The sequence below is a fragment of the Cupriavidus sp. SK-3 genome (assembly GCF_000611145.1).
In the GTDB taxonomy this organism is placed as follows: Bacteria; Pseudomonadota; Gammaproteobacteria; order Burkholderiales; family Burkholderiaceae; genus Cupriavidus.
In genome coordinates this window covers 38,146-61,220 of the sequence record NZ_JFJV02000285.1, presented here as the reverse complement: position 1 = coordinate 61,220, position 23,075 = coordinate 38,146, and the positions used below count along the sequence as shown (strand labels likewise).

The 23,075-nt window shown below is 64.8% G+C and carries 17 protein-coding genes; 9 read left to right on the top strand and 8 right to left on the bottom strand.

Annotated elements, in window-relative coordinates; all coding sequences use genetic code 11:
* The 3 genes from CF70_RS38510 to CF70_RS31600 form a co-directional block, all read left to right on the top strand.
* On the top strand, positions 1 to 383 hold a 383-nt coding region (locus CF70_RS38510), incomplete at its 5' end, for a DUF1839 family protein (RefSeq protein WP_235185290.1).
* Entirely contained in the window at positions 380 to 2,929 is a 2,550-nt protein-coding gene (locus tag CF70_RS31605; RefSeq protein WP_035875156.1) for a glycoside hydrolase family 2 protein, read from the top strand. The genes CF70_RS38510 and CF70_RS31605, both read left to right, overlap by 4 nt.
* 309 nt (positions 2,930 to 3,238) lie before the next feature.
* A complete protein-coding gene (locus tag CF70_RS31600; RefSeq protein ID WP_035875153.1) occupies positions 3,239 to 3,961 on the top strand; it encodes a Crp/Fnr family transcriptional regulator in 723 nt (240 codons plus the stop codon).
* Between the two features lie 46 nt (positions 3,962 to 4,007).
* On the opposite strand, the gene CF70_RS31595 is transcribed toward CF70_RS31600, so the two are convergent.
* The gene (locus CF70_RS31595; RefSeq protein ID WP_235185289.1) at positions 4,008 to 5,084 is read right to left on the bottom strand and encodes a DUF1839 family protein; all 1,077 of its coding nucleotides are present in this window, start codon (positions 5,082 to 5,084) and stop codon (positions 4,008 to 4,010) included.
* Positions 5,085 to 5,554: 470 nt separating this feature from the next.
* Here CF70_RS31595 and CF70_RS31590 point away from each other — a divergent pair, with 470 nt between their 5' ends.
* The 3 genes from CF70_RS31590 to CF70_RS31580 all read left to right on the top strand — a co-directional run bounded on the left by CF70_RS31590 (position 5,555) and on the right by CF70_RS31580 (position 11,403).
* Positions 5,555 to 7,021, top strand: a complete 1,467-nt coding sequence (locus CF70_RS31590) for a mannose-1-phosphate guanylyltransferase/mannose-6-phosphate isomerase (RefSeq protein ID WP_035875278.1) — start codon at positions 5,555 to 5,557, stop codon at positions 7,019 to 7,021.
* An 85-nt stretch (positions 7,022 to 7,106) separates the two neighbouring features.
* Positions 7,107 to 9,440: a polysaccharide biosynthesis tyrosine autokinase gene (locus CF70_RS31585; RefSeq protein ID WP_035875150.1), complete on the top strand. Its 2,334-nt coding sequence runs from the start codon at positions 7,107 to 7,109 to the stop codon at positions 9,438 to 9,440.
* Positions 9,441 to 9,540: 100 nt separating this feature from the next.
* Positions 9,541 to 11,403, top strand: a complete 1,863-nt coding sequence (locus tag CF70_RS31580) for an alpha/beta fold hydrolase (protein ID WP_035875147.1) — start codon at positions 9,541 to 9,543, stop codon at positions 11,401 to 11,403.
* 160 nt (positions 11,404 to 11,563) lie between these two features.
* On the opposite strand, the gene CF70_RS31575 is transcribed toward CF70_RS31580, so the two are convergent.
* From CF70_RS31575 to CF70_RS31565, 3 genes are read right to left on the bottom strand one after another with little or no spacing between them, the layout of a single operon-like run.
* Positions 11,564 to 13,825, bottom strand: a complete 2,262-nt coding sequence (locus CF70_RS31575) for a polysaccharide biosynthesis tyrosine autokinase (RefSeq protein WP_035875142.1) — start codon at positions 13,823 to 13,825, stop codon at positions 11,564 to 11,566.
* Complete coding sequence (locus CF70_RS31570) at positions 13,822 to 14,286, bottom strand: low molecular weight protein-tyrosine-phosphatase (protein WP_035875141.1); 465 nt, start codon at positions 14,284 to 14,286, stop codon at positions 13,822 to 13,824. The genes CF70_RS31575 and CF70_RS31570 overlap by 4 nt, the downstream gene beginning before the upstream one ends.
* A gap of 11 nt (positions 14,287 to 14,297) precedes the next feature.
* Positions 14,298 to 15,476: a polysaccharide biosynthesis/export family protein gene (locus CF70_RS31565; RefSeq protein ID WP_081862455.1), complete on the bottom strand. Its 1,179-nt coding sequence runs from the start codon at positions 15,474 to 15,476 to the stop codon at positions 14,298 to 14,300.
* 32 nt (positions 15,477 to 15,508) lie between these two features.
* Between CF70_RS31565 and CF70_RS31560 the strand changes: the two genes are divergently transcribed.
* The 3 genes from CF70_RS31560 (at position 15,509) to CF70_RS34130 (ending at position 18,914) form a co-directional block, all read left to right on the top strand.
* Positions 15,509 to 16,504: a ChbG/HpnK family deacetylase gene (locus CF70_RS31560; protein WP_235185288.1), complete on the top strand. Its 996-nt coding sequence runs from the start codon at positions 15,509 to 15,511 to the stop codon at positions 16,502 to 16,504.
* 184 nt (positions 16,505 to 16,688) lie between these two features.
* Positions 16,689 to 18,044 (top strand): lipopolysaccharide biosynthesis protein, encoded by a 1,356-nt coding sequence (locus CF70_RS31555; RefSeq protein WP_035875135.1) that lies wholly within the window; start codon positions 16,689 to 16,691, stop codon positions 18,042 to 18,044.
* Positions 18,045 to 18,209: 165 nt separating this feature from the next.
* Positions 18,210 to 18,914 carry a glycosyltransferase family 2 protein gene (locus CF70_RS34130; protein WP_081862454.1) on the top strand — a complete coding sequence of 235 codons (705 nt, stop codon included), beginning with the start codon at positions 18,210 to 18,212 and terminating at the stop codon, positions 18,912 to 18,914.
* A gap of 162 nt (positions 18,915 to 19,076) precedes the next feature.
* Here CF70_RS34130 and CF70_RS31545 read toward each other — a convergent pair whose 3' ends face one another.
* From CF70_RS31545 to CF70_RS31535, 4 genes are read right to left on the bottom strand one after another with little or no spacing between them, the layout of a single operon-like run.
* Positions 19,077 to 20,369 carry a glycosyltransferase family 4 protein gene (locus CF70_RS31545; protein WP_051649299.1) on the bottom strand — a complete coding sequence of 431 codons (1,293 nt, stop codon included), beginning with the start codon at positions 20,367 to 20,369 and terminating at the stop codon, positions 19,077 to 19,079.
* 54 nt (positions 20,370 to 20,423) lie between these two features.
* On the bottom strand, positions 20,424 to 21,500 hold the full coding sequence (locus CF70_RS31540) for a glycosyltransferase family 4 protein (RefSeq protein ID WP_160172316.1): 1,077 nt from the start codon (positions 21,498 to 21,500) through the stop codon (positions 20,424 to 20,426).
* Between the two features lie 8 nt (positions 21,501 to 21,508).
* Complete coding sequence (locus CF70_RS38650) at positions 21,509 to 21,640, bottom strand: hypothetical protein (RefSeq protein WP_255350711.1); 132 nt, start codon at positions 21,638 to 21,640, stop codon at positions 21,509 to 21,511.
* Positions 21,634 to 22,779 carry a glycosyltransferase gene (locus tag CF70_RS31535; protein ID WP_035875132.1) on the bottom strand — a complete coding sequence of 382 codons (1,146 nt, stop codon included), beginning with the start codon at positions 22,777 to 22,779 and terminating at the stop codon, positions 21,634 to 21,636. Before CF70_RS31535 ends, CF70_RS38650 begins: the two co-directional genes overlap by 7 nt.
* Positions 22,780 to 23,075 lie beyond the last annotated feature (296 nt).

Sequence of the window (23,075 nt, the reverse complement as noted above, 5' to 3'; positions counted from 1 at the left end):
GCCACCTGGGACGGCGGCCGCGGGTCAATCCCATCAGCGCCTTTCGTACGGTTTTCCCCGCGCACCTGGACCAGATGATGGGGCGTGGGGAGCCGGGATTCCAGGCCTATGCGTCGAGCGTGTTGCGCCAACTGGGCGCCAATTTCGAGCTGTTGGGCTGCTACCTGCGCTGGCTGGTGATGCATGGCCAGCCGCTGCCGGACACCATCGCCGAGGCTTGCTACACCATTGCCTCCGAGGCCATGGTGATGCAGTTCCGGCTGATGCGTGCCGTCATCAGCCGCAAGCCCGATCCCTGCCAGGATTGCTTCGATCAGCTCGAGATGTCCTACAAGGCGACGGTGCCGGCGTTGGCTGCCTACTTCGGCGAGGTTGGCGGGTGAGTGCGCGCGACTTCGCCCCCGATCGGCGCGGCTTGCCGGCATTGCACGGCGTCGCGGTCAAAGGGGCGCCGTTGTCCGGGCAGTGGGTGTGGCTTGAAACCTCCGCCGGCGCCGCCGGCTGCCCGGCCGCCTTGCCGGAGGGGGCCGGCTGGCTGGCTGCCCCTGTGCCCGGCACCGTGGCGGGCGCCTTGCGTGCCGCCGGCCGATGGGACGATGCCTTGCCACCACCGCTGCACCAGCGCGATCACTGGTACCGCGTGCACTTCGCGGGCAGTGGCCGCCGCGTGCTGCGGTTCAGCGGCCTGGCCACGCTGGCCGAGGTGTGGCTGAACGGCGCGCTGGTGCTTACCACGCGCCATATGTTCGTGAGCCATCAGGTCGAAGTCGAGCTGGCCGGCGAGAATACACTGCACCTGTGCTTTCGCGCGATGCATCCGTGGCTGCGCACACAGCGCGGCGCGGTCCGCTGGAAGCCGCGGATGATCGCGCCAGCCACCTTGCGCGCGGTGCGCACCACCTTGCTCGGCCATATGGCCGGCTGGTGCCCCCCGGTGCATGCCGTGGGGCCGTGGCGCCCGGTCGAACTGCTTGACCCGGCCGGCCACGATGCGTCGCAAGGCATGCGCGCCGATCTCTCCAGCCGGATCGAGGGGCATGAGGGCGTGGTGTCCCTGCGGCTGCATTTTCCGGGAGAAGCGCCCGAGCATGGCAGCTTCAGTGCCGTCGATGGTGACGGCGAACCGCTTTGCGCGGGCCAGTTGCGGCGCCTGGATGCCCACACGCTGGCTGGCACATTGCGCATCACCCATGCCAGGCTGTGGTGGCCGCACACGCACGGCGAGCCCTATCTCTACCGCATAGATGCCGCGCTGCAGGGCGGCACGCTGACATGCGGCCGCATTGGCTTTCGCACCATCGAGGCCGACCGCGGCGCCGCGCCAGGCGCCTTTGCCTTGCGCATCAACGGCGAGCGGCTCTTCTGCCGTGGCGCGTGCGCGTCGAGCCACGACCTGCACGGCCTGTCGGATGCGCAGGAGACGGTCGGACGCTGGCTGGCGCTGGCTCGCGGGGCCGGCATGAACATGGTGCGTGTGAGCGGCGTCACCTGCTATCCGGGCGAGAACTTTTATCGGCTCTGCGACGAACTCGGCCTGCTGGTGTGGCAGGACTTCATGTTCGCCAATTTCGACTATGGCGGCAGCGACGGCATGGCGGGATCTGCGCTGATGGACGACGCCGCGTGCGAGGTGACGGAGTGGCTGGTTTCCACGCGCGCGCATCCGAGCGTCGCGGTGTTGTGCGGTGGCAGCGAGACCGAGCAGCAAGCCGCCATGATGGGTGCGGCGCGCACGGCCTGGCGCCAGCCGCTGTTCGAAGCGCTGATTCCCGGCCTGGTGGCCGCGCACAGGCCGGATGTCGTCTACGTGCGCAACTCACCTTGCGAAGGTGCATGGCCCTTCCAGCCCGATACCGGCATCAGCCATTATTACGGCGTGGGCGCCTACCAGCGACCCCTGGCGGACGCGCGTCTCGCCAATGTGCGTTTCGCCGCGGAATGCCTGGCGTTTGCCAACGTACCTTGCCAGCGCACCCTGGCTGAGCACGACCTCGGCCAGCCCTTGCACGATCCGCGCTGGAAGTCACGCGTGCCGCGCGATGCCGGCGCGCCGTGGGATTTCGAGGACGTGCGCGATTTCTATCTGCGTACGCTGTATGACGTCGATCCCCCCCGCCTGCGCTACGAACGGCCGGCGCGCTATCTGGCACTGTCACGCGCGGTGGTGGCCGAGATCATGACCGATGTCTTCAGCGAATGGCGGCGCGTGGGCTCCACCTGCGCGGGCGGGCTGGTCTGGCAACTGCAGGATCTCCTGCCGGGGCCGGGCTGGGGGATCGTGGACGCATGCGCGCGTCCCAAATCGGCCTGGCATGCCTTGCGGCAGGTCTGGCAGCCGCTGCAGTTGCTGTTCACGGACGAGGGGCTCAACGGCTTGCACCTGCACCTGCTCAACGAATCGCCGGAGCCGCATCAGGTGCGTTTGTCGCTGCGCTGCTACCGCGACGGCGAGACGGTGGTGGCCGAAGCCACGCAGGACCTCGTGCTTGCCCCACGCGAGGCGCACCGCATCGAGGCCGCGTCGCTGATGGATGTGTTCTTCGATTTCACCTACGCCTATCGGTTTGGTCCGCTGGCGCACGACGTCGTCGTGGCCTCGCTTGCAGGGGCCGATGGTGCACTGCTGAGCCAGATGGCCTACCTGCCGGATCGCAGGGCGAGCGCGCTAAAGCCGCCAGGCCTGAAAGTTGTAGTCGAATGCGTGGTGGGTGAATGGTGGCTCACAATCAGCACACAGCGCTTCGCGCGCTGGGTGCATATCGAAGATCATGTCTTTCAACCGGCACAAGACTGGTTTCATCTTGCTCCCGGCGAGAGCCGGCGTATCCGCCTTATGCATGACGGCGGCTCCCCCGCCCCGGGTGCGCTCATCCCTTCGGGCGAGATTCACGCCATCAACGCGGACCGGCCGGTCAGCTACAACGCATAGGACGCTCCGCTGATTCCCGCTCCTGGCGTGGCCTGCGCAGCCGCCGGCCTCGCTTGCGCGCCCAAGCGGGCACGACCGCCGGTGTCCACCCGTGCCATCTCCAACCTACCAAGGGATGATCTAGTACTAGCCGTCTGCCCAGTGTCGCAACGGAGTTGCGTAGCGCTTAATACAGATACACCAGCTGGCAGAAAGTCAGCGGTTGTTTGCAGCGGGTGGAACGGCATTGCCAGTAGTGCCCGGACATAAGGGCACCAGCATGTCTTGCTGGCACCAGCCGTGATCCTAGGGTCCAAGGGAGGTCCGAAAATGATCGCGCATCGGTCAGATCTGCATGTCAATCATTTGCTCAGCGCGTTGCCGCGCCACGAGTGGGAGGTGTTGTGCCGGCACTTCGAGCTGGTCAGGCTCCGCGCGGGGGAGTTGCTGACGGATTCGGGACAGCGCATCGTCCATGTCTACTTTCCCACCACGGCAGTGGTCTCCATGCTCTCGCTGCTCGAGGATGGTGCCACGGTCGAGTTCGCGGCCATCGGCAACGAAGGCCTGGTCGGCATCCCGGTCGTCACCGGTGGCGATACCATGCCCAGCCGCGTGGAAGTGCGCAGCCCGGGCTTCGCCTATCGCATCGCGGCCCGCGATCTGCGCAATGAGCTGATGCGCACGCCGGTGCTGCAGCGCGTGACGCTGCTCTACGTGCAGGCGGTACTGACGCAGATCGCGCAGACGGCGGCCTGCAACCGCCACCACTCCCTCAACAAGCAATTGTGCCGCTGGCTCCTGCTGGCGATCGACCGGATGAGTTCCAACGAGCTTGTGATCACGCAGCAGGTGATTGCGAACATGCTCGGTGTCCGGCGCGAAGGCGTGACAGAGGCAGCCGGAAAGCTGGAGGACCTCGGACTCATCCACCACAGCCGCGGGCATATCACCGTGCTGGACCGCTGCGGGCTCGAGAAGCAATCCTGCGAATGCTACAAGCTCGTCAAACGCGAGTACGACCGGTTGCTGCCTGCCCTGGCGCACGCCTGAACAGAGCGGACCCCGGCGCACCGGGGCCGGCAGGCCGACGCTGGCCTCAGGCGTGAAGGCGAGTCGCACAGCCAAACGCCGAGACCAGCCCGGCCATGGCGCGCTCATAGGACGCCTCGAGCGTTTCCAGGCAGTCCGCGCAGTCGTCATGCCGCCGGCGCGCCACGGCCCGCGCCAGCCGGAATTGCAGCACCTTGCATTCGGTGGCAACGGCTCGGGCCGCAAGTGCCGCCGCCGCCGGGATCCTGTAATCGTGCTCGGCCAACCAGCCAAGATAATGATGAAGCAACTCGAAACCGGCACCGAGCTGCCGCGGCAGGTTGAAACTGTATTGGTGGAAGTAAGCATCTCCGCGCGCCAGCAGGACTTCCATCTGCCCACCGAAAACCGTGCGCCACTGGCTGACCGGATTGGCTGCGGGGCGCCGGGTCAGGTGGTGGCGCATCAGCGACACCGAAGCACTGACCAGCGCACGGGCGCGCAGCGGCGCTCTCGCCTGCCGGGCAAACTCGGCATAGGGGAACAGTATGTTGCCGTTGCCGCTCAGTTCGGGCGTAAGCCGCATGGCGCCGCGGTAGTCCTCTGCGGCCAGCGTGTGATAGCCGAGGCCGTGGTAGTAGCCAAGCTCCTGCGCCGCCGGCGTGATGCGGTCGATCGCCACCGTGGTCTTGACGTGCTCGTGCCGATAGGCGGTCGCGCGTGCGTCCGGCAGGTAGTAGCTGTCGAGTTCCACCAGCACGGTATGGCCGCGGCTGACCTGTGCGACGACGTGGGCCTCGAGCGTGTCATAGACCGGCATTTCCTGCACCACGGTGCCGTACAGCAATTCCAGGTCCATCTGCGGATACTTGAAGAACGTGAAATGGTCCCCTTCGAAATCCTGCGTCACCGTGAATGGCAGCGCGGCGCGGGGATCGAGTCCCCGGCCATGCAACAGCTCGATCCACAGGTCCATATAGCAGTTGGTCTCCTGCCAGATCGCGTCCGCGCCATGCAGCGCGTGCGGATGGCTTACGGTAGCGGCTGTACTGGTGGCAAGCTCCGCCGGGCGGGCGGCACGCGGCCTTGCCCGCGCCATATTGTCCGCTCCGCCGTCGCTTATGAGTACAGCGTCCGGTTTCATCTTCCGTCTCCTGCGTCTGTTGCGGCGCTGCCCGGTCCGTCGAAAACCGATAGGCGCCTTTGCTGCCATTGCAACTGTATTGGCGCGTGCCATCCGTTCGTTGCCCAACAGAGGGCACGACAATGGCAAGGGCATTTGCGCGGGGACAGCCGGGCGGCTGGCGTGTGCGGCAGCGAACAGATACCCCCGCTCCCGCTCCCTACACTGGCTGTCAGTATGCGCCGGACCGTCCGGCCCAGGCGGGCCTCACGTCCGGAAGCGTTACCCCGAGCGCCGTGCGGCGCGAGTGCATGCGCGCCGGTGATCCCCCGGATGAGGAATGCACCGTCCGTGTTCCGCGCACGTGGCGAGTATCCACAGCCTTTCCGGGCTGCGGCAGGCAAGGAGGCAAGATGAACGCAACGACTCGGGACGCGTACCAGCCGGACGGCGCGGCAATCGCAGTGTCCGCCGATGCAGGCGTGCAGTCCATGCCGATAACCGCGATCCAGCCAGTCATCCTGGCCGGCGGCGCCGGCACCAGGCTGTGGCCGCTGTCGCGCGAGCAGCATCCCAAGCAGTTGCTGAACCTGGTTGCCGATGACACGCTGCTGGAAGCCACCGCGCGCCGCTTCGACGGCCTGGCGGAACTGGCCGGCCGTGCGGCCGGCAAGGAAGTGGCGCCGATGGTGGTCTGCGGCGAGGACCACCGTTTCATGATCGCGGAGATGATGAAGCGAGCCGGCAAGCCCGCGCGGATCCTCTCCGAACCTTGCGGCCGCAATACGGCGCCCGCGCTGACGATGGCCGCGCTGCACGCGGCCGGCGGCCTGGGGGAGACCGAGGATGCCGTCCTGGTCGTGACCCCGGCGGACCACAGCGTGGCGGACCCGGAAGCATTTCGCCAGGCACTGGCGACGGCGATACAGCATGCCGACCGTGGCGCCATCGTGACGCTGGGCGTGCGCCCGCTTGCACCGGAAACCGGCTACGGGTACATCCGCGCCGGCGTGAACGAGCATTGCGGGGCCTTCCCGCTCGAGCGCTTCGTGGAGAAGCCCCATCTGGAACTGGCCGAGCACTATGTGGCATCGGGCGACTACTGGTGGAACGCCGGCATTTTTGTCGTGCGGGCGTCGGTCTGGCTCAAGGCACTCAGCCAGCTGCAGCCGGAAATGTACCTGCAGTGCCGGGCTGCATATGAGACCGGTGAGCGCAGCGGCGATACGTTCCGCATTGGCAAGGAAGCCTTTGGCGACTGTATGTCGGATTCCATCGACTACGCGGTGATGGAGAAGCTGGAGGCCTTGCCCGGCGTGAGCGGCATGCTGGTGCCGCTGGACGCTGGCTGGTCCGACGTTGGCTCGTGGGCCGCGATCTGGGATATCGCTTCCAAGGACGCAGCAGGAAATGTGGGGCGGGGACGCGTGCTGTTCGATGGCGCTTCGTCTTGCCTGGCGCATTCCGAGGGACGCCTGATCGCGTGCGTCGGGGTACAGGGCGTGGTGGTGGTGGAGACGGCGGATGCCGTGCTGGTTGTGGACAAGGCGCATGTGCAGGACGTCAAGAACGTGGTCCAGCGCATTCGCTCCGATCACGGATGCGAGGTGGTGAACCATCGCAAGGTCCAGCGCCCCTGGGGCTGCTACGACTCCATCGATCACGGCGAGCGTTTCCAGGTCAAGCGCATCGTCGTGGATCCGGGAGCCAGCCTCTCATTGCAGATGCATTACCACCGTGCCGAGCACTGGGTGGTGGTACGCGGTACCGCACGCGTGACTTGCGGCGACACGGTCAGCATCCTGTCCGAGAACCAGTCCACCTATATCCCGATCGGCTCGCTGCACAGGCTGGAGAACCCGGGCAAGACACCGCTGGAAATCATCGAAGTCCAGTCCGGTGCCTATCTGGGCGAGGATGACATCGTCCGGTTCGAAGATAACTACGGGCGCGGTTAGCACTGCGGTACGGGAGCAGGCCTCGCTTGCCCGCTGCGCGGGCACGGCGGGGACGAACCTAGCGGGGGAATTTGCTGTGAGCAAAATGTCATTTGCCGGCGTCGCGCCGGATCGCATCGTGCCCGCGGGCGCGATGCTCGACCATATCGGCTGGATCCTTGCCGCTGGCCTGACGGGTGCCGCGGTTGCGGCGCTGCTGGCGCTGTCGACACCGCAGCAGTTCCGCGCCGAGGCGCTGGTGCAGATTGGCGCCAGGGATGCCGCCACACAGGGGGTTGCGCGCGGCGCGAAGCCCGCCGCCTTCGATATCGGCTTGCTGAAGAGCCGGGCGATGGTCGGCCCGGTGGTGGAAAACCTGCATCTCGATATCTCCGCCGAGCCGTTACGGGCGCCGCTGCTGGGCAGCGTGGCGGCCCGCTTTGCGACGCCGGGCAGGTTTGGCGCGCCCTGGCCGGCGAACCTTGGCTACGCGTGGGGCGCGCAGCGGCTCGTGGTGGACAAGATGACCGTGCCGGAGGGCCTGTTCAACGTGCCGCTGCTGTTCGAGGTCTTGCCGGAGCAACGCTTCGTGCTGCGCTCGGCGGATGCGGTTCTGCTTGAGGGCAGGGTCGGCGAGCCTGCCGCCGGCAACGGCGTGGAATTGCTGGTGACGCGCGTCGATGCGCTGCCCGGCACGCGCTTCACCATGACGCGCCACGACCTGGCGGCCATGGTCAGCACGATCGCCGGGGAGCTCAAGGTCAGCAGCGAGGAGGGCGAAGCCGGCACGGCGCGAATCACCTGGCAGAATCCCGACCCGAAACTGGCCGCGGCGCTGGTCAATGGTGTTGCCAATTCCTATATTTCGGGGCAGACCGCGCAGCGCAGCGATGACGCGGCCAGCACGCTGGCATTCCTCTCCAGCCAACTGCCGCGCGTACAGGGCGAGCTTGAGCGCGCCGAAGCCGCGCTGACGCGTTACCGTTCTCGCTCCGGGTCCATGCAGCCCTCGCAGGACGCGCAGTCCTACCTCAATGGCAGCATCGACTACCAGAAGCAGATCGCCGCGCTGAAGATGGAACGTACCGGACTGCTGCAGCGCTTCACCACGGAATCCAACGAGGTGCGCACCGTTGACAACAAGATTACCCAGATGATGCGTGAGCGCAAAGAGCTGGATGCGCGCATGCAGAATCTTTCGATGTCGGAGCGTGAGTCGGTGTCGCTCACGCGTGACGTCAAAGTGGCGGAGGACATGTACATGACCTTGCGCAACAAGGTCCAGGAGCTGTCGCTGATTGTCTCTGACCACAGTAGTCAGGTCCGCGTCGTCGACAATGCGGTGGTGCCGATGTCGCCGGTGGGCCCCGGGCCCTGGCCGCTGACCGCCGGCGGTGGCCTGCTTGGCCTGTGCCTTGGCATTGCCTGCGTGAGCGTGCGCCAGCGCACGAAGCAGACCGTCGCCAGCGCCAACGAAGCGGAAGCCCTGCTCGGCATGCCCATGCTCGGGGACATTGCGTACAGCCGCGAGCAGCAAGAGCTGGAGCGTCTCATCGAGGCCAAGGTCCGCCTGGGTATTGCCGCTGGCTTCGCGGCGCCGGGCGCGGCGCGGCTGGAGGGGCCCGAGCCGGGGCAGGCACTGGAGGCGCTCGACGAATCCTATCCCGATTTCATCAAGCATTTGCTGCGCCAGGGTCTGCACGACCGCTATCTGCTGGCGCGAAGCGCCCCGCATTCCCTGGCCGTGGAGGGCCTGCGCAGCGTGCGCGCCGCGCTGCATTTCGGCTTGCGAAGCGCGGCCGATGGCGTGGTGGCCGTGACCAGCCCCGCACCGGGCGCGGGCAAGACCTTCGCCGCCATCAACCTGGCGGTGCTGTTTGCCGAAGCCGGCCAGCGTGTGCTGCTGATCGACGCCGACATGCGCCGGGGCAAGGTGGCGAGCTGGTTCGACCAGGGGGCTGAAGGCGGTCTGGCGGAGATACTGGCGGGCCAGCTCACGCTGGCTGCCGCCGTGCGTCCCACTGTCGTCAGCGGCTTGTCGATCCTGACTACGGGGGCGACGCCTCACAATCCCTCCGAACTGCTGATGCGTCCCGCCCTGGCGGAATGCCTGCGCCTGTGCGCTAGCCGTTTTGACCTTGTGATTGTCGATACGCCGCCGGTGATGGCCGTGGCCGACGCCACGCTGGTGGCGAATATTGCCGGCTCGACACTGGTTGTGGTGCGCGCGGACCAGACACCGCCGGATCAGGTCGAGGAGACGCTCAAGCGCCTGGCCCGTTCGCATGCGCGGCTTCTGGGCGGCATTCTGAACGGCGTGACGGCGCGCCGCAGCAACCGTGCCGAGTTCAACAGCATCAATCCCTATCTGGGCATGCCCGAGCCCGCGCCCAGCGTGCCAAAGCTGGAGTGCGCAGCCGGCGTGGAGCGGATGGCATAGTGCCTGGCGCTGGCGAGCGTACCCGTTTCTGCGTGGACTTTGCCAGCGCCGCAATCGGAGGCGAAAGCAGCGCCCGGGCGGGCGCGAGCGGAGAGTCGGCATGAAGCGCGTCATATTGCATGGCTGTGCCGGCTGGCTTCACGGCGAGACCGGGAGAACCGGCGTGGTCCTCTGCGCGCCGGGCGGGCACGAAGCCATGTGGTCGCATCGTGCCTGGCGCCACCTGGCTGATGATATTGCCGCCGCGGGCCTGCCAGTGTTGCGCTTTGACTATCCAGGCAGCGGCGACTCGGGCGGCGGCGACGATGACCCCAGGTTCGTCGAGCAGGCCGTGGCGAGCATTGTCGCGGCCGCGGCACGGCTGCGCGAACTGGCCGGCGTCGAACGGATAGTGCTTTGCGGCCTGCGCCTCGGGGCGACACTCGCGGTGCTTGCGGCTGAAGCCATGGCTACCCACCGCAGCACGGCTGCCGCCGGCCTGATCCTGCTGGCGCCCGCGACCAATGGCCGTACCTACCTGCGCGAGTTGCGGGCACTCCACGGCAACTGGCTGAGCAGGGCGATTCCCGATCTCGCCGCGGCGCCTGCGCAGGACGGCGCCCAGCAAGTCCTGGCATTCCGCCTTGTACCGGAAACCGTGGCCCGGATTGGCGCGTTGAACCTGGCGCACCGGCAGGCTTGCCCGGCGCCGCGCGTGTTGCTGCTGGATGCCTGGCCTGGCGCGGCCTCGGCGGTGGCGTCGCTGGCGGCGAGCTACCAAGCGGCGGGAGTGCAAGTCGAACTTGGCGGGTTTGACGAATACCCCGCCATGATGCAGTCGGCCGAGTATGCCACGGTGCCCGAGCGGGCCTGGCGGAGACTGCTCGACTGGCTGCGGCCTGGCGCCGCGCCCGCGCGGCCGCGGCCGCACCGCGGCGAGCCGCGCGTCAGGCAGACACAGCGTTTGCAAGTGGATGGCGGCTTCGAACAGCCGGTCTGGCTGGGCGGGGGGCGCCTGTTCGGCATCCTTTGCGCGCCACGCGAGCGCCTGCCGGCCGGCACCGCGGTGATTTTCCCGAATACGGGTGGCAACCATCATGTCGGCGATGGCAGGATCTTCGTCACGCTGTCGCGCCAGCTCGCCAGCCTGGGCGTGGCTGCCTTGCGGCTCGACGTAGCCGCGCTTGGCGATAGCCCGGCAGCGGCAAGGCAGATGAGCATTCCTTCCATCTATTCGCCGCAGCCGTGCGCGGACGTATGCGCCGCGGTCGAGTGGATGCGAGCCCGGGGCTTCAGGCGCATCGTGCTTGCGGGCGTCTGCTCGGGCGCCTATCTCAGCTTGCACGCGGCGCTTGCCAACGCGGGTGTCAATGGGCTGGTCATGGCGAATCTCGTCAAGTTCCGCTGGGATCTTGCCGACGACGCCTCGGCCGGGAGCAAGCTGCAATCGATGCGAGGCTACCTCGTGGCGGCACGCAAGCCGGAAAACTGGCAGCGCCTGCTGAGCGGCGAGATTCGCGCATGGCCGATTGTGTCGAGCCTGGCTGGCCGGGTCGCGCGCCGTGCCGCCGAGCGCCACGCCAGGTTGATGGCACGGCTGCGCGGCGCGGCCGACATCGCCACGGTCAGCGGCTTCGCCTGCCATGCCATGGGCGAGCTGAACCGGCGTGGCGTGTACACCGATTTTCTCTATGGCACGGGCGATCTCGGCCTGGAGGAAGCGGCGTTTTGCTTCGGGGGCGACATGAAGGCCCTCGGCGAGCTGGAGCGGGTGAAGCTGCACACGCTGCCGTGCCTGGACCATTCGCTGTTCCTGCCCGAGAGCCGCCAGGCATTCGCGGAGTTCCTGGTCCGGCACGTCATGCGGCACGAAGCCGAACTGGCGGCCGACACCGCGGCGACGGATGAATCGCCACAAGCGCCACCTCTCGCGTCCGAGCCCGCCTACCGCACCGTGGGGCTGTTCAACTCCGCGAATCCATAGGGCTGCCGCGAGGGCTGGATTTCGTCCAGCCGGGAGCGCCGGAAGCCCTGTCCCCCAGTCATTGTTTTCGACTGCCATTGCGAGGCTTGTCTTGCGGACGGCCACCAAAGGAAAAGGGCCGATGCCCTCACGGCATCGGCCCTTTGCGCGTGGCGGCGGTTCAGGCGCGCTTGATGCGTGAGGTGCCGTACTGGTTGAGATAGCGATATTTGCCGAAGTGGTAGTGCGCCCTGTACCAGCGGCCATCGATACGCAGGCCGTTGAACAGCACCCCCTTGATCTCACCGCCGGCTTGCTGGATGGCCCTGTCCGCCGCCGTGATCTCGCCGACAGTGGTCTGGTCGGCGCGGGTCACCATGAAGACCGCGCCCGCCTTGGCGGCCAGGATGCCCGCGTCGGAAGCGGCAAGCACCGGGGGCGTGTCGATCAGCACAACGTCGTACTGTGCCTTCAAGGTATCGAGCAGGGTATCCAGTTCCTCGCCGAGCAGCAGGTCCGCCGGGTGCGGCGGCTCGGTGCCGGTCGGGATGACGTCCAGCCCAGGCATGACCTGACGGCGGATCGCCTGGTTCAGCGGCATGCCGGTCAACACCTCCGACAGGCCCGGGCTACGCGCCACGCCGAAGCGATGATTGAGACTGCCCCGGCGCAGGTCGGCGTCGACCAGCACGACGCGCTTGCCGCCGGAGGCCAGCACCGCCGCGAAGTTCGCGCAGACGAACGATTTGCCGACGCCCGGCGCCGGACCGGTGACCACCACGACACGCGAGCGGCTGCCGGCCAGGGCGAACTGCAGGGCGGTGCGCAGGCTCCGCAAGCTCTCGATGGCCGGGTCGCCGGGTTCCAGGTGAGCCAGCACATCGCAGCGCCCGCCGTCCTTGCCGCTCGCCTTCCTGGCGGCTTCCGGGCGTGCTTGTTGCGCACTGAAGGGGATGGTGGAGTACACCGTCAGTCCTGTCGCCTTTTCCACCTCGTCGGCATCGCTGACGCCGCCGTCGAGCAAGCGCCGCACGACAACCGCCAGCAGGCCCAGCAGCAAGCCCAGCACCAGCGCCACGCCGGCAATCATGCTGCGGTTGGGCCGCACGGGCTTGAGCGGTACCTCGGCGGCATCCACCAGGCGTGCCGTGCCGACCTTGCTTGCCTTCACCAGCCTGAGTTGCTGGGTGTCGTTCAGCAGCGACTGGTAGAGCTCGGTACTGACCTTGACATCACGCATGAGGCGCAACACGTTCTGCTCGACATCCGGCAGTTTCTGGATTTTCCCGGTCACGCCATTCAGTTGTGCATTCAGGCTGGCGATCTGGGAGTCCATGATCTCGATGGTCGGGTGATTGCTCGTGAAACGCGCAATCAGCTCCTGGCGCTTTTGCTTGAGATCCTGCAGGCGCGTCTGGATTTGCACGGATTGGCCAAGGATGAGCTTCGACTCTTCGCTTAGATCGATGGTACCGCGCTGATTGCGCATCGCGTTGTAGCGCGACTCCGCGGCTTCCACCTGTTGCTTCAGCTGGGGCAGTTGACGATCGAGGAAAGCCAGGGATTTTTCGGCTTCCGCAGCCTTGCGGCGCACGTTCTGCTCGACGTACTCCGCGCCGATTTCATTCAGGATGGCGGCCGTCTTCTCGGCGGAGTTGCCTTCGAGCGTCATGCCAATCACGCCGCTCTGCTTGCCGCGCTCCAGGATCATGAGGCTCTCCTGCAACTCCTCGATGGCCGCGGCGCGGGGTATTTGCTGCACGTAAAAGACGCTGCCAGGCCGGCCATCAAGCTCGCTGACCAACATGCTGACCTTGCCTTGCGGTGTGTCGATGGTTAGCGGCTGTCCCACGGTGCCGGTCGACTTGACATCATTGCTGGCGAAGCTCACGCGGTACTGCTTGCCGCCCAGCGCGGTCAGCTGGATCGTCCTGTCGGCCAGCTTGGGCGGGACTTCGAGGCTCGGCACGCTGATGCTTTCCTGGCCCCAGGCAAAGCCGCCCCAGCCGAACAGCCCGGGCGCCGACAACTCCTTGTTGTAACTGGCGATGGCTTGCCCAACGACGGGGAAATAACGGGGCGAGGCCTTGATGTCGAGACGCAAACTGTCGATCGCCTTGCCCACCACCATGCGTGAGCGCAGCAGCTCGATCTCCGCGGAGGCAGCCGGCTTGACGTCAAACACGGGCGTGACGTTTGCCGTCTGCTTGCCGGCAGCGCCAGCGCCGGCATTGCTGTCCTCGACCTGCACGACGATGTCCGCGCGATAGACCGGCTTGGCTAGCATGGCATAGACCAGCCCGGCGCAGATCACCCCCCCGGCCACGACGAGGAATGTGCGGCGATAGCGGACCAGCACATCGACATAGGACGTAAAGTCGATCGGCTTGCCGCCATCGTCCCACGTCTCCGGAGCCTGATTCCGCGAATTGACTATATTCATGACGCTTCCCCGTAGCTGTTTGCCGGCGTGATCGCTTGTATGTGAGCCGACCACGATTCAACCCCTTGCTTGATCAACCCCAACACGAGCACGAACATGCCTTGTGAGCCACCGTAAGGGTCTGGCACATCGACATGTGAGAACTCGCACAGCCTGTATGTTCTTCCGCGTGCCTGCGGGTAGAGCCGCTCCAGCTCGTCGCGTTGCTCGTTGTCCATCACCAGCACCAGGTCGGAGACGGCGATCAGTGATTCGTCGACGGTAACGGCGCGATGGGACTCCAGGGTGCAGCCCTCCATCGCCAGCAGGCTGGCGGCGCGCGGATCGGCGGTAGCGCCCACTGGCGGGTCGAGTCCCGCCGAGCGCACGCGGCAGTTGGGCAAGGCGCGCCGCAGCAGGCTCTCCGCCATCGGGCTGCGGCACCGGTTGCCCAGGCAAACGACCAGGATCGAGCGGATCATCGCTGTCTCCACTACGGACGAGCGATGCTTGCCGTGCCCACGACCGGCTGGATCAGCAGGCTCATGACCCGGCTCCAGCGCACCACCGCTTTTGCGTCGACATAGACCACGTCCTTGGGTTCGAGCTCGAAGCCCTCGGCAATGGCCAGCGCAACCGGCGAGGTCCCGTCCAGGTGGAACACCTTCGGTTCATCAGTGGCCGTCTTGCGAATCACAAAGATCTGCTCGGCGTTGGCGGATCCGGGGTTGACACCGCCCGCGTCTCCCAGCGCCTCGTTAAGCGACATGCGCCCGTTGCGCATCAGCAGGGAAACCGGCCGCACCACTTCACCGGTGACGAAGACCTTGCTGTCCTCGCGTTGCTCGACGCGCACGATGTCGCCGGAGCGCAGCATGATGCGTGCGGGATCCACTCCCTTGGCGAGCAGGGCAGGGATGTTGACGTACCAGCTCTGCTCCCCGCGCGTGACGCGCACGCGGCTGTTGTCGCCGGTCAGGTTCAGTACGCCCCCGGCGCGGTTGAGCGCCTCCACCAGGGTCATCGGCGCGTCGTCGATGGCTTGCATGCCCGGCGTCTTCACCTCGCCGTCGACATAGATGCGCTGGCTGCGGAAGCCCAGCACGCGGACCGTCATCTGGGGATCCTTCACCACCCGCGACAGGATGCGCGCCATCTGGTCGCGCACATCGTTGGCGGTCTTCCCGGCCACCTTCAGCACGCCCGCATACGGGAACTGGATATCGCCCTGGGCGCTGACCACATAGCCGGGCACATTGGAGCCGCCGCTGGAGGTCGGAATCTCGAACGCGGCGCCGATGCTGTAAGTCTGCGTCGGAAACACCAGTTCAGGGTGATCCCAGACCACCACCGAGATAATGTCTCCGGGACCGATCCGGTAAGGCTGCGGTGTCGCGTAGAGTTCTTCCACACTTTGATTGGTCGGCCTGCTCTTGCCCTTCAGTTCACGAACCAGGTCCAGGGTGATCGGTGTCACGTCGACCTCGGCGTCCGACCCCATCGCGGTGGTGGAGGCCCGGGAACTCATCGTCATCCCGGGCGAGGCGGCAACGCAGGCTGCCAGCAAAGCGCAGGCGCCGAGCAAGGTCAGGCGCGAGAGAAACGTATTGCGAAGCGAAGCGCCGGTGCGGAATTCTGGCTCATCATTGCATGCGTTCACGGTATTCTCCATGCTTGTTCCAAACGGACATCGCAAGGCATGCCATGTCCACGGATGATCGCATCTTAGGAAGCCGCTCGTTCCGATTCGGTGCGCTGTCGCACACTGGTCGCGGGGTTGCACCGCGTGGCCGGAATCGGGATCGAGTGTGGGCGGCCGCACGGATTGGGGCAGTGGCGTTGGGTAGCCTGCGTGCAGGGGCGTGTCATGGCTCGGGGTTGCCCTCGGGCCGCGCCTTCTCCCTTCCTGCAACCCGGCTAGCGCTGGAGAAGACGATGCGAAGCTTGATCATCAACGCCGACGATTTCGGGTATGACGAAGACACCGTCAAGGCGACCATTTCCTGCTTCGAAGGCGGTCTTCTCACCAGCGCGACCATCCTGGCCGGGTGTCCCGCGTCCAGGCTGGCCTATGACTACGCCAGGCAGCATCGCAAGCAGCTGTCATTCGGCCTGCATTTCAATATCGTCGAAGGGCGGCTTGCAGCACAGGCTGGGAAGTCGTCCCTTAGCGGCGGCGACGGCATGCTTCGGCCGTGCAAGGCACAGCGGGTACGCGCCATGGCAGGCCTGCTTGCGGAGAAGGATATAAGAGAGGCGTTTCGCCAGCAGCTTACCGAATTGCGTGATCACGGCGTGCAGGTCACGCATGTCGACGGGCATGGGCATCTGCACAAGTACCCCGCGGTCATCCGCGCGATCAAACAGGAGATGTTGCAGGCTGGCATCAAATGGGCCCGCCGGCCCCAGAACTGCTATTTCCAGAAGAATGCGATACGCGGCGCCTTGAATGTATGGTTGCTGCATCACTTTTCCGGCCTTCGGCATACCGATTACTACATCGCGGCGGACCCGCGCGAGCCCGGCTGGGCATTGCGGTTGCCGGCAATCCTGCGCGATGGCGTGACAGAGATGTCGGTTCATCCCGGCTTCACCGAACCCTGGCGGCGGGACGAGTCCGCGCCGTTGCTCGAGCCCGCCGAACTGGCTGCGAAGCTCAAGAGCGCCGGCATCGCGCTGCGGCGCTATGGAGACTTATAGGACATCGCCCGCGCCCGAATTGATCGCCATGCCAACAGAGCTCGTGTGGCATGCCGCTGCGCCATGGGGCCCACCGCGCGCATTGTTTGCTGGCGCACATTCTTGGTTTCAACTGCATCCCGCACGATGGCGGAATCAGCGTCAGTGATGCGCGGCAGGCGAGCCGATCACGAGGAAATGAACGATGCAAGGAAAGGGAGCCACGGACGCCCGATCCGCTACGGCCGCTGAGTTCGGCGATGGCATGGCGAACGCGGAAGAGAAACAGGATATGAGGTCGATCCGGCTCGCCGTGATGAGCTCCTTTGTCTCGAAGGGGTCCAGCGTTGCCTATCAGGTGATCAGCATCCCGCTGTTCGCGAGCGTGCTCAATCCTGAGGATTTCAGCGCGATCATGGTCTACTACGGCATCACGACCTGGCTGACCCTGGTGGCGATCGGCGTATGGCCGACGGTGTCGGCGCATGCCGCGGACAAACGCAAACAAGGCACACTGCCGGCCGTGGTGCTTGAGTCGGCGCTATGGCTCAGCGCACTGCTTGGTGCGGTGATCGTGTTGGCGCTGGCGTTCCGGCCGGTGCTGGAGGGCAGCGGCGCCAAGCTGTTCTCGGCGGAGTATTTCAATCTGCTGATTGCCGCATTGTGCTGCAATGCGCTGATCTTCGTATTCTCGCTCGGAGAGTCGGTCAACCAGGGACAAAGCCGTCAGCATGTCAACAACCTCATTGGTGCCGCGTCCAACATCCTGAATGTCCTCTTCATCTATGTGGCGTCCCAGTCGGACGCCACGGCGGACGTGGTGTCCCTGTTCGTCGCCAGCCAACTGGGTTTCATCCTGGCGAAATTCGGCTGCTTCGCCAGTGTGCTGAGACGGGTTGGCTTGCCGCATGGGGTTCGTGCGCCGGGCCTGGCCAGGGAACTGATTGTGAATTCCAGGGCCTTCCTGCTGGCGCAACTCTCTGGCGCCTGCTTGCAGCAGGGCGCGGTGCTTCTGTGCTATGAGTCCGGACGCGCGCAGGACGCGGCCCTGCTTGCATTGATGTTCAGGGCCAACATGCTGCTGAGCAGCGCGGTATGGATGATCAACCAGCCGCTCTGGCCGATTGCCCATCGCCATCTTCTCGACGGGAATACCCAGTGGCTCCTTGCGCTCTACAAGAAGCTGAGCCTGCTCTATACCGCCTACGGCGTTCTGGTGATTGCCGGGGCAGCGGTTCTCGGTGGTTATGTCATTACGTTCTGGACGTCGTCCGAGTTTGTGATCTCAAATGCCACGGCATCGCTATGCGCGCTATATTTTGCAATCATCGTGTCAACGCAGGCGGGCATTCCGGTGTTAATGGGGGCTAAGGCGTTCGCAAGTCTGAGTAAGATGGGCATGTCCGAGCTGATGGTTGCTGGCGTGCTGGGTGCGCTGCTTCTGCTCACGGGCAACATCAATTTCCAGTACGTTGTGATCGCGCTTATTGTCGCCAATTCAGTCACCACGCTATGGATGCTGCCACGGGGCGCGCTACGGATTCTTCGTCAGCCGAGGTAACTGTACCGCGCTCGGCCGCGGCCGGGTCGTGCGCAGACGAAACCCTGACGCCGGCGGGAAACCGGGAGAGCATGTCGTTGTCTGTCGGGAGACGTCCCGCAACCCGGGCCGCCCTTCCCTGATGGCAGCGATTCTTTTTTTTGCCGCTTTTTTTCAGGGTTCGAGATGACAAGAATTTCCGTCATATCCGTGAACTACAACAATCGCGATGGCCTGGCGCGCACCATGGACAGCGTGGCCAGTCAGCAACGCGTTGGGTTTGACCTGGAGTACCTTGTGATCGATGGCGGCTCGAAGGATGGGTCGGTCGAACTCATGCAGGCGCGACGGCGGGAAATCGATGTGTTGATCAGCGAGCCGGACGGCGGCATCTACGACGCCATGAACAAGGGCCTGCGCCATGCCACCGGGGACTGGGTCAACTTCATGAACTCGGGCGACTGTTTCGCGGATGAGTTCGCCCTGAAGAGAATCGCAGAGGCGGTCAGGGAAAAGCCGGAATGCCGTCTTGTGTATGGCGACAATATCACCGTGCGTGGGCACGAGTCCGCGGATGTCGTCGATGTGCTGAAGGCCGGGATCATCCATGCCTGCCACCAAGCGATGGCATTCTGGATCTGCGATCTGCGGTATGACGAGCGCTGGCCGATCTACGCCGACCTGGACTTCGTGCTGCAGTACTACCTCCGCTTCTCCAAACAAGCGTTCTACTATCTCGGCGTGACGCTGTCGTCGACAGAGGAAAGCGGAATGAGCGCAGCGCACCCGCACCGTAAGCGGCTGGAGAAATTCGGAATACTGCTGACCAGGCTCGGCCCGCTGGCGACGCTGCGCGCCCTTGGCGGCGCGGCGCTGCGCAAGTTCCGGTAGCGGGACGGACCGTTGATGCACCGCAGGTGCTCCGAGCGAGCGAGCTCGTGCTTCCATATTACCTGCGCTTCTTGGTCAGCGTCTTTCACCCTCTACCACGGCCACTCTCCACGACCGAAGCGGGCGGCGTGTGCCGGGCTTTCCCGTGTCGGAAGAGACAGGCTAGCTGGCAGGCGCCATCAGGTCGCCTTGAAGCGTGTTGGATTCTTGCGTGCCCTGGTTAAGGATGGAACGATACAACGCACCGTAGCGTTGCGCTATATTTGAATACGAATATTCTTTCGCCTTTTCTTCTGCGGCCATTCTCAGAACATTTGACCTGGCTTCGTCTTCGATTACCCATTTTATGCCCCTCGCGAGATCATCGACGTCGAAGGGCTTGGCAAGCCAGCCATTGCGCTGGTGACAGACAATATCCGGAAGCCCACCGATATTGAACGAAACTACCGGCGTACCGCATGCCATGGATTCGAGGCCGGTATTAGGAAGATTTTCCTGTCTCGACGGAATTACCATCGCATCGCCCGCGCTGTAAATGCAGCGCAATGTCAAATCGTCATGAACATGGCCCAGGTAGTGAGTTTTATATTTCAATTTCACTGGCTCTTTCGGCTGGCTCTGGCCAAACACGACCAACTCTATCTCGTCTGTGCCGACATCGAGGATGTTCAGGGCCTGGAGAAGGAGATCGATACCCTTGCGCTCGTCCCGGCCCCCACCGATTGCGCCGAACACGACAATTTTCTTTTCAAGCGGCAGCTTCAGCAGGCCGCGTGCCACACGCTGGTCTACGGGCTGCCAGGTCTCCAGGTCCAGCGCATTCGGAATCACGGTCACCGGCCACTCGCCCATCAACGTGCTATCCCGGACACAGGTGGCCAGCCAATGGCTTGGGCTCACAATATGAAACGGTGCTTTCCACGCCCTGCGCTTGCGTTGCCAGACCCAGCGGTCCCAATCGATCGCCGACCCGCCAGCCTGTCGGGGGACCTTTGCATATCCGTTCTGCCAGCGCAATTCACTTGTGTAGTGCTCTGCGCCACAGAAGGCCCACATATCGTGAATAGTCCAGACGACAGGTTTGTTGATACGGCCCAGTTCCTCGATTGATAGCATTTCACCGCATATCCAATGCAGGTGGACGATGTCAACAGAGGACCTGTTGATAGACCTTACTATCCCCGATGGCAATATGGCCGGTGATCTGAGTGTGCTGTCCTTGGGGCCCAGAAGGCGCGAGGTAAGTTCTCCCACAGCGCCCCCTGCTATCCCCCTTATCCTGGGCAGGATGCCCGGGCTGGAACTGACAACCCAATCGTCGGAGTGCTTCTTCACGACTTGCATGCGAACGTCGACACCGGCCGCTTGCAATGCGCCTTGAATTCTATAGGCAGCACGGGCCGCTCCACCGAAGATGTCTGAATGGTTCAATTTAAGAATACTGAGATCATTCATCGCGTCTGGCCTCTGGTAATTAACCACCTGATGGGAAGCTGGTTAGCGTGCTTGTCAAGAGTGACATATCATCTGGACGATCTGACCCAGGGCTTCTCCCGCGTGCTCGCGATCGATCCGGAACTGGTCGCGCAGTGATGCCTGCAACTGCGTGACTTGCGTGCGCTGGGGTTGTTGCTTGCGCAGGAACGCAAGCGCGTCAGCTACGAAGTCGGCTCCCTGGGCGACTACGAGGCCGCCGTCGCCGCGAATCATCGAGGCAATGCAGCCGCGGTCGTTGGCGATGACCGGAATGCCATAGCTATGGGCTTCAAGCACGGTAAGCGGAGAGGCTTCGTTCGCATAGGTACTGGGGAACACCAGCACGTCGATGCCGCAAAAGAACCGATGCTTGGCTTCGCCATGTACCGCGCCGACGTAGCGGGCGGCGGGTGTCCGGGCGAGCTCCGCGTTGAAATCGGCAAGGATTTCCTGCGCGACAGGCCCCGCGATGCGCGCATCGATGTCCAGGTTCAGTTCCTGGGCGCGTTGCACCAGGGCAAAGAAGGTGAAGATGCCCTTGGCCGTGGTGATATTCGAAAGAAAGCCGATCGTGAGCTTGTGGCGCAGCAATGGCTGGGGGACATCCTCCTGCTCGAAGTCAACCAGGCTCGAATTGGGCAGAACGCGTACCTGCGTGGCGGGCAGGCCGTATATCTGCATCAGCTTCTCGCCCATGCCGTCGCACAGCGAAAGATGCGTGGCCCCCGGCGCGCACCATAGCAGCGCACGCGTGTACCAGCGCGCCCTGCTGATGTAGGCAAAGCTGTGGTGATGGATGAAGATCCTCAAGCCAAAGAGATGCGCCGTGAGTGCGAAGGGGATATCGAGCATTTGCCCGAGCCCGCCTGATATGCCCATGTAGAAAGAGCGGGGCCGCTGCGACAGGCAGGCGTACAGGAGCCGGAGCCAGAGCATGAACCGCCGGCACAGGCTGCCTGCCAGCGCGAGCTTGCCGGTGCCCGCCCAGGCAGTGTCCAGCGTGATGACGCTGGCCTGCTTGCGCAAGTGTTCCAGCATGCGCAGGCAGGCTGCGGAATAGCCATGCACGGGCGGTGGCAGTGGACCCAGGAAGATAACTCGATTGGACATGCTGTTCCTCAGCATCGATTGCCTTGTGTTTCCGTGGCGTGCCTGGCGCCGCTGTCGCGGCTTTTGCCGAGGTGCGCCTGCTCGGGCCGCGGCACCACGCGGCGTAGCCGGCCGGTGCGTTGCGCGGCAACCTTCAGCATCGTGCCTCCTCAAGGATCGTGATGCACCCGTCCACGATGGTGCGTCCAGCCACCGCCGGCGTGAACTCTCCAATGACTTCCAGGCACCTGCGGGCCGTGGCTTCGACATCGCTAAAGATCCGCACCGCCCGCCCAAGGGTGCCGGCAAGTGCCTGGATGTCGTGAACCGGAAACGTCAGGCCGGTCTCTCCTTCCAGCACCAGCTCCGGAATACAGCCGCAATGATCGCTGACCACCGCGGGGCAGCCATAGCTCAACGCCTCGTTGACCACCAGGCCCCACGCCTCGCTATGGCTTGGCAGCACGAGGCACGTGGCACGGCAATACTCGGCGGCCAGTTTGTCGATGGCCATCGGGCCGGGAAACTCCGTTGCGGCTGTCACGCCGAGTTCGCCGGCGAGGCGGTCCAGCGATTGCCTGTCATCACACGGGCCGGCCAGGACCAGGGTGGCGAGCGGATGCTCGCGCAGGACCAGGGCAAAGGCGCGCAGCAGGTCCTTGACCCCCTTTTTTTCCGAGATTCGTCCGACAAAGAGGAACCTGGGCGACGAAGGCGATGGCGCCAGTTCCAGGCGACGTTTCTCTGCGTGTTCCGGGCGGTAGCCATGTGGCAGGGCCGCCGCCTGGCAACGGTCGAATACCCGCGACGGCTCGGCCCCGAGCGACACGGCGTAGGCGTAGCCGCGCTGTCCGTAGACGAATACGCCGTCGCAGTGTCGGAAGAAGAATACCTTCAGGCGATGCTTGATCGGATTGCTAGGCTGATCCATGGCCGTGGCGTCGCAGAAGACGGCGCGCCGTTTTCTGCGCATCATGCAAGCAAGCAGCATGGCCCAGTACTCGATCAGGTGATAGCCGGGCATCACCACGATGTCGGCTGGCGAGCACCAGACCTCCTGCACCAGCCGCAGGCAAAGCTTCCAGCGGGGAATCGCTTCATAGGGGAGGTCGAACAGCACTCGATGCGGATACTTGTGATAGCTCGCGTCGACGTTACTCATTGCCGTGCGACCGCCGTCAGTCGGTACGACGTGAGAAAAGCGCACGCTCCGGCCAAGCTGGCGTGCATGCGAGAACGCCTCGCTGAAGACCGCGCCCTTGTATTTGGGCCATAGCATGTTGTGATAGATGTCGATCATCCTGCCCTGCCTCTCAGTTCCCTCAGCCTCGGATATCCACTTGCAACGCGAGTGGCGCCAACTCCGGAATGGCGGTTTGACGCCAATGTACGGCTGCCATGCCGTCGGCACCGTTTGCTAGCACACAGATTCGACGCGGCTTCGGGGCGGAACGCGTGCCGAGCATCTGCATCGGCGACGGCGGCGGAGTGGCGCGCGCCAGCCGCGGCATGACGCCGGACGGACTCGCTTGGCGAGTCACCGCTCGACGTTGGCGATGGCGGTAGCGCGGTGCCGCCGCCGCGGTCCAGGGGCCA